The organism is Bacillus sp. Medicinal_06, assembly GCF_056711665.1.
Map to the genome: position 1 here is coordinate 1 of NZ_JBWYHD010000038.1, position 5123 is coordinate 5123.

4 protein-coding genes and 3 pseudogenes are annotated in these 5123 nt (G+C 34.8%); 1 reads left to right on the forward strand and 6 read right to left on the reverse strand.

Features of this window, described 5'->3' with window-relative positions; all coding sequences use genetic code 11:
• Nucleotides 1-81: 81 nt before the first annotated feature.
• Nucleotides 82-276, reverse strand: a complete 195-nt coding sequence (locus AC1M36_RS28085) for a hypothetical protein (RefSeq protein WP_479846502.1) — start codon at nucleotides 274-276, stop codon at nucleotides 82-84.
• A 248-nt stretch (nucleotides 277-524) separates the two neighbouring features.
• On the opposite strand from AC1M36_RS28085, the pseudogene AC1M36_RS28090 reads away from it, so the two are divergent.
• Nucleotides 525-1211, forward strand: a pseudogene (locus tag AC1M36_RS28090) (MBL fold metallo-hydrolase); the annotation flags it as partial.
• Between the two features lie 267 nt (nucleotides 1212-1478).
• Here the strand turns inward: AC1M36_RS28090 and AC1M36_RS28095 are convergent.
• From AC1M36_RS28095 to AC1M36_RS28115, 5 genes and pseudogenes are all read right to left on the reverse strand, one after another.
• A pseudogene (locus AC1M36_RS28095) lies at nucleotides 1479-2148 on the reverse strand (IS6 family transposase).
• A gap of 237 nt (nucleotides 2149-2385) precedes the next feature.
• The gene (locus AC1M36_RS28100) at nucleotides 2386-2757 is read right to left on the reverse strand and encodes a DUF1304 domain-containing protein (RefSeq protein WP_336454613.1); all 372 of its coding nucleotides are present in this window, start codon (nucleotides 2755-2757) and stop codon (nucleotides 2386-2388) included.
• 39 nt (nucleotides 2758-2796) lie between these two features.
• A complete protein-coding gene (locus tag AC1M36_RS28105; protein WP_336454612.1) occupies nucleotides 2797-3435 on the reverse strand; it encodes a nitroreductase family protein in 639 nt (212 codons plus the stop codon).
• Nucleotides 3436-3449: 14 nt separating this feature from the next.
• Nucleotides 3450-3873, reverse strand: a pseudogene (locus tag AC1M36_RS28110) (MarR family winged helix-turn-helix transcriptional regulator).
• A gap of 469 nt (nucleotides 3874-4342) precedes the next feature.
• The gene (locus tag AC1M36_RS28115) at nucleotides 4343-4738 is read right to left on the reverse strand and encodes a hypothetical protein (RefSeq protein ID WP_336454611.1); all 396 of its coding nucleotides are present in this window, start codon (nucleotides 4736-4738) and stop codon (nucleotides 4343-4345) included.
• Between the last annotated feature and the right edge of the window lie 385 nt (nucleotides 4739-5123).

The window sequence follows — 5123 nt, forward strand, 5'->3', positions numbered from 1 at the left end:
ATAATGTTTCCATTTAAACAAATTTTCCTTTTCCATACTGATCACACCTTTTTTAGATTCATACTATCAGTATGTCCAAGTTTAGGAGATTACTTGCAAGAGCCTTGAATTTTTTGCACCAGAACCCCGATAAGCTAATTGAATATTTTCATCGGACTGCATTAAATCGAGTAATCCATAAAAATTTTGACCATTAGCACTTTGAGTGTATAAGGAATCAAAATGATATTGCATATCATAATACTCATTGTGCCTCAGCTTCTTTCGTTTTAACAAGTCGGTGGCTCCTTTGGAGCTGAACCTCTATTAGTCTTACAAGAACCTTATTAATCGTATAAGAACTGTCTTGCATGGTTGAATGAATCTTTAATTAGTCTAGTGGCTATCCCTCCACGTTCATTACACGCTTCAACGGTACTGTGCCACCACTTTCACTGATATAAAGAGAAATTATACAGTCGCTAATCTCACGACTATTTTCCTTTCCAACGCTTCATCGAGAGTAAGCTCTCCACGTTATCAGGTTAGCCGAGAAAGGTACTTATCCACCTTTCCCAAATTCGTTAAGACAAGATCAAAATAATCCTTTAGTTAGCTTACCAATATCCGTTGAAAATATTATTAACAATATAGATGCTGTCATTGTAACTCATTTGCATTTAGATCACTTTGATGAGGTGGCTCAAAGAATATTGCCAAAAGATATAAAAATGTTTGTACAAAATGAAGAAGATGCTACAGAAGTTAGAAACTCCGGTTTCCAACATGTAGAGGTTTTACAAGAAGATACAGTCTTTGAGGATATCCAATTAATCAAAACAAAGGGTGAACACGGAAGAGGAGAAATATTAAAACTTGCTGGTTTAGTATGTGGCGTTGTCTTCAAGCACCAAACTGAGCAAACATTGTATGTAGCTGGGGATACAGTATGGTATGACGCTGTCCAAGAAGTGATTGATACACATAAACCAGAAGTCATTGTAGTAAATGGTGGCGATAATCAATTCTTTGAAGGCGGTTCTCTCATCATGGGTAAAGAGGATATTTACGAAGTGTATAAGGCTGCTCCTGATGCAAAAATTATTGTAGTCCATATGGAAGCTGTGAACCACTGGACACTGTCCAGAAACGAACTAAAAAGCTTCCTTGCTGAAAAAGAAATGTCCGCCAACGTTTTAGTGCCAGATGACGGCGAATCTTACACATTTTAAGTGAAGAAACTTGTTAATTTAGCTAATCTAAGACCCTTTGATGGGTCTTAATTATTTTTTTATTAAGGGCTATGGATGGCTATAGTGTTAGATTTTCCATATGGTAAGGCAAAAAAATTGATTGAAAAATTAGGACCTGTTGGGGTAGTGCTAAATGCGGTATCTATCGATATAAATAATTAGTGTTGAATATAATTTTGAATTGGTTCTGGTGCAAAGATAAAATAAAAGAGAATATAGCTCATATATTTCTAGTGGAATTCTATTTTATGCTGTAAGCCCAAACAATCGATGGATGAATTCTTTCTGGTTTTGAACAGACTGATCCCGTAAATTAATCTGTTCTTTTTTAATCATGTGCATAGCTTCCACTCCTACAAGATGTAGCTGTGTCAAAAGACTTGAACCCTAACATAGAACGAACACGTTTCTTAATAAAATGATGATCTTGTTCCACTATGTTATTGCGATATCTAACTTGTCTTAGCTCTATACCTTCAGGCATATGCTTTTCTTCTTTCAACGCTCGAATTGCTATAGGATAAGGGGGGCTTATCTACTGTTATCACGCCAGGTTTAGAAACATACGAAAAAGCGCTTGATTGCTTGTTTATCTCTTGATTTACTTAGATAAAAATCAATTGTATTCCCCTCTGAATCAACTGCACGATATAAGTACATCCATTGACCTTTTACTTTAATATAAGTTTCATCGACTCTCCACGAGTCATTGGTTGATTTAAGATAACGTCGAATTCGCTTATCTAATTCAAGACCGTATTGATGTAATGGTTGTATGAACCAAAGATAATCCCCGTTCCTCCATCATTTCCACCAAATCACGAAAACTTAAGTTGTACCGCAGGTACCACCTTACTGTTAATCAAATTAGTTCAGGCTGATAATGCTTCCATTTGAACAAATTTTCTTTTTCCATACCAATCACTCACCCTTTCTAGAGTAATAGTATCAGTATGTCCAAGTTTTATAGATTACTTGTAATTATCCTGAAGTTTTTGCACCAGAACCTTTTGAAGTGTCTTAAATTGGAACATTTTAATTATAAAAAGTAAAACTAAGTTCATGATTTTTATAATTTATAAAACTAATTATGATTAATTAGCACTTTTATATTTTTTCAAAAATGGGTTCTTGTTATTGAAAAGCTTGGGTTCTATATCACAGATAAAAGGATAACCAGTGCTAAAATAGCTGGAAAGCCTTGTTTCACAATAATTGATTTATTGGATGTGAAACCTCCGAAAATAGCTGCTATCACCACACAAATTACGAAAAATAATTGAATCATATAGCCAATTGGGTTGAGCCCCAGTATAAGTCCCCAAATGAGACCAGCGGCTAGAAATCCATTATATAAACCCTGGTTTGCAAACATAATGGTTACGTTTCGATCTCCTTCTAAGTGCTTCGGTAATTTGAAAGCGCGTTTTGCCACTTTTGAATCAATAAAAAACATTTCAAGGATCATAATGAATAAATGTTCTAATGCTACGATTCCCACTAAAATAGCTGCGATTATTTCCACACCACTCTCTCCTTTCTACTCCCTAATATCAATTTTATATTATTTCCATTGTGCAATTCTATCAACAGGGAGACGGTATGAAGCATATCCTTCGTCGGCTGCTTTACCGATAGATAGTAGCATAACTGGTACATAGCGCTCTTTTTCCAATCCGAAGGTTGCAGCGATATTTTCCTTGTCATAACCCCCGATTGGGTTTGTATCATATCCATGCGCACGTGCTGTCAGCATTAATTGCATGGAGACCAGGCCTGCGTCAATCAGAATAGTTTCTCGATTTTCTTGGACTGGAAGCTTTTCAAAATGTGCAGTCAATGCTTGTACTTGTCTGTCTTTTACCTCTTGCGGCATATACCCTAGCTCAACAGCTTTTGAATAAATTTCTTCTATATAGTCACCGTTGTCCATATCTGCAAATACTGCTATAACGGCAGATGCAGTAGAAACTTGTGATTGATTAAATTTAGCGAGTTTTGCAAGCTTTTCTTTTCCCTCCGAGCTTTCGATAACAAGAAAGCGCCATGGTTGTGCGTTAACTGAGGATGGTGCTGTAGTAGCTTCCTTTAATATTTCGGCCATCTCTTCTTTGCTGATTTTGACTGTTGGATCATAATTACGTATGGATCGACGTCCTTTCATGATTTTCATAAAATCGTTTGTTTTTAATGTAGTTCCCATGTATAAACACTCCTCTATGCTTTAATATTCTCTATATTTATTTGCATCTGTGATAGAACATAAATAAGTACATTGCGTTTTTCTACACTGACATTTACGAGCATTTCCTTCATAAAACGTTCCTTTTCTTTCTTGGAAGACTCGATTCGTTCTCGTCCTTGCTAAGATAACCGAACAAGCGTTATACGGTTATCCTCAGTCTTAATACGATTCCTTTGGCTTCAAGCTGTTTAACGTGTCTGGTGATGGCTGCGCCACCAATATTCACCTTTTTTGAAGATCGCTTTGACTAATTTCATCAACGTGATAGAGCAATGCGAGCAATTCCAATCGAGATTAACTGATGCCAATGCATGCTTCAAACTTCGCACCAATTACTTTGTTCAAATTTTGTGACTTATATAAAATTTCAGCTTCTTCTGAACAACATGTTTTCAAAACTCACCCCTTTTTTCTTACTAAAAATTAATTGATATATCAATTATTGATACGTCAATAATATACATTCTTCTTTTTAGTTTTGCAAGTTTTTTTGCTTAATTAGTTCTATTTTGTTCCATCAGCTTTAAATTAATTCACAACATCAGTTCGCATTTCTAGAAATCATAGTTATTTCAAGTTTATTCTGATAATCATATTTAGCTAAATATATAAAGGAATTCAGCTATATCACCATCAAGTTAAAAAAATTAGTTGTCTCAAAAACGAAAATTTTATGTCTTTTTTAGTAATGAAACTCATTTTTATTGTTTTGGGAGCAGTCCATTTTATTAGCTTTTAGGGTTATCCGTATTAATATCAGAAACCCTTTATTTTTACATATTTTTTAGCATCCGGTTTTTTAGTGCATGACTAATTTAATTTTCTTTCTCCATCCCCCTTTTGGAGATTCCCTGGAGCCGAGCAGTTAGCTTTTGCTAGCTGCCCTTTTTTGTCTCAATACCTTATAAGCAATTCCTAAAGCATCCCCCATTGCGTATGACTCTGGTATTTTACGACGATATTTACGATGTAATTCTTCATCCGCGAAATAGATGGACCTCATTATTTCATCTCGTCCTGTTAAATGCTGGCCCATTAATTTATCACAATAGTCTTGGTGTACTTCTCTATGATGTTTACCTAACAAACTCCAGATTCTCAAAATATGAGTTCTATGTTGACTTGCCGTATAAGTTTCAATGATCATCATTGCAAAAGCACGATTATTCTTTGCTACTTCATATATATCTTTCTTAAATTCTTTTCTCACCTGTCTGTATTTTCTTTTCAAAGCTCTATGTGATCTGCTAACCACTGCCATATCCATTCCCCTTTTACTATCTACTTACTTTTTTAGTAACAATTACTGTTGTATCCACACCGTTACAGGATATCATGTAATAGCTCGATAGAAACGAGCGTTATACCCATTACCCTAGGAGACTAGGGTTTTGTTTTGTACAAAATGAAGTTTCTGTTCATATTTTCGCCATATTTTTAAAAATTTTTCGTTAACTTACAAAATCTGACACTAACTCCTTTTCTTAATTGGTATTATTTAGTATATCAATTAAGTTATATGGTTCTGTTGCAAAGTTTCCGAAGACATAAAGAGATGGAGAATATTGTGGACCAGTTTTATGAAACTATTAATAATTCATGTAATGCGTTATACGTCGAAAAAACGAAGTTTGGTTGAAGACTTC

What these genes read in the sequence shown, in the direction of transcription:
- AC1M36_RS28105 (WP_336454612.1), bottom strand. Translation starts at nt 3,435, where the DNA reads ATGGGAACTACATTAAAAACAAACGATTTTATGAAAATCATGAAAGGA.
- AC1M36_RS28115 (WP_336454611.1), bottom strand. Translation starts at nt 4,738, where the DNA reads ATGGCAGTGGTTAGCAGATCACATAGAGCTTTGAAAAGAAAATACAGA.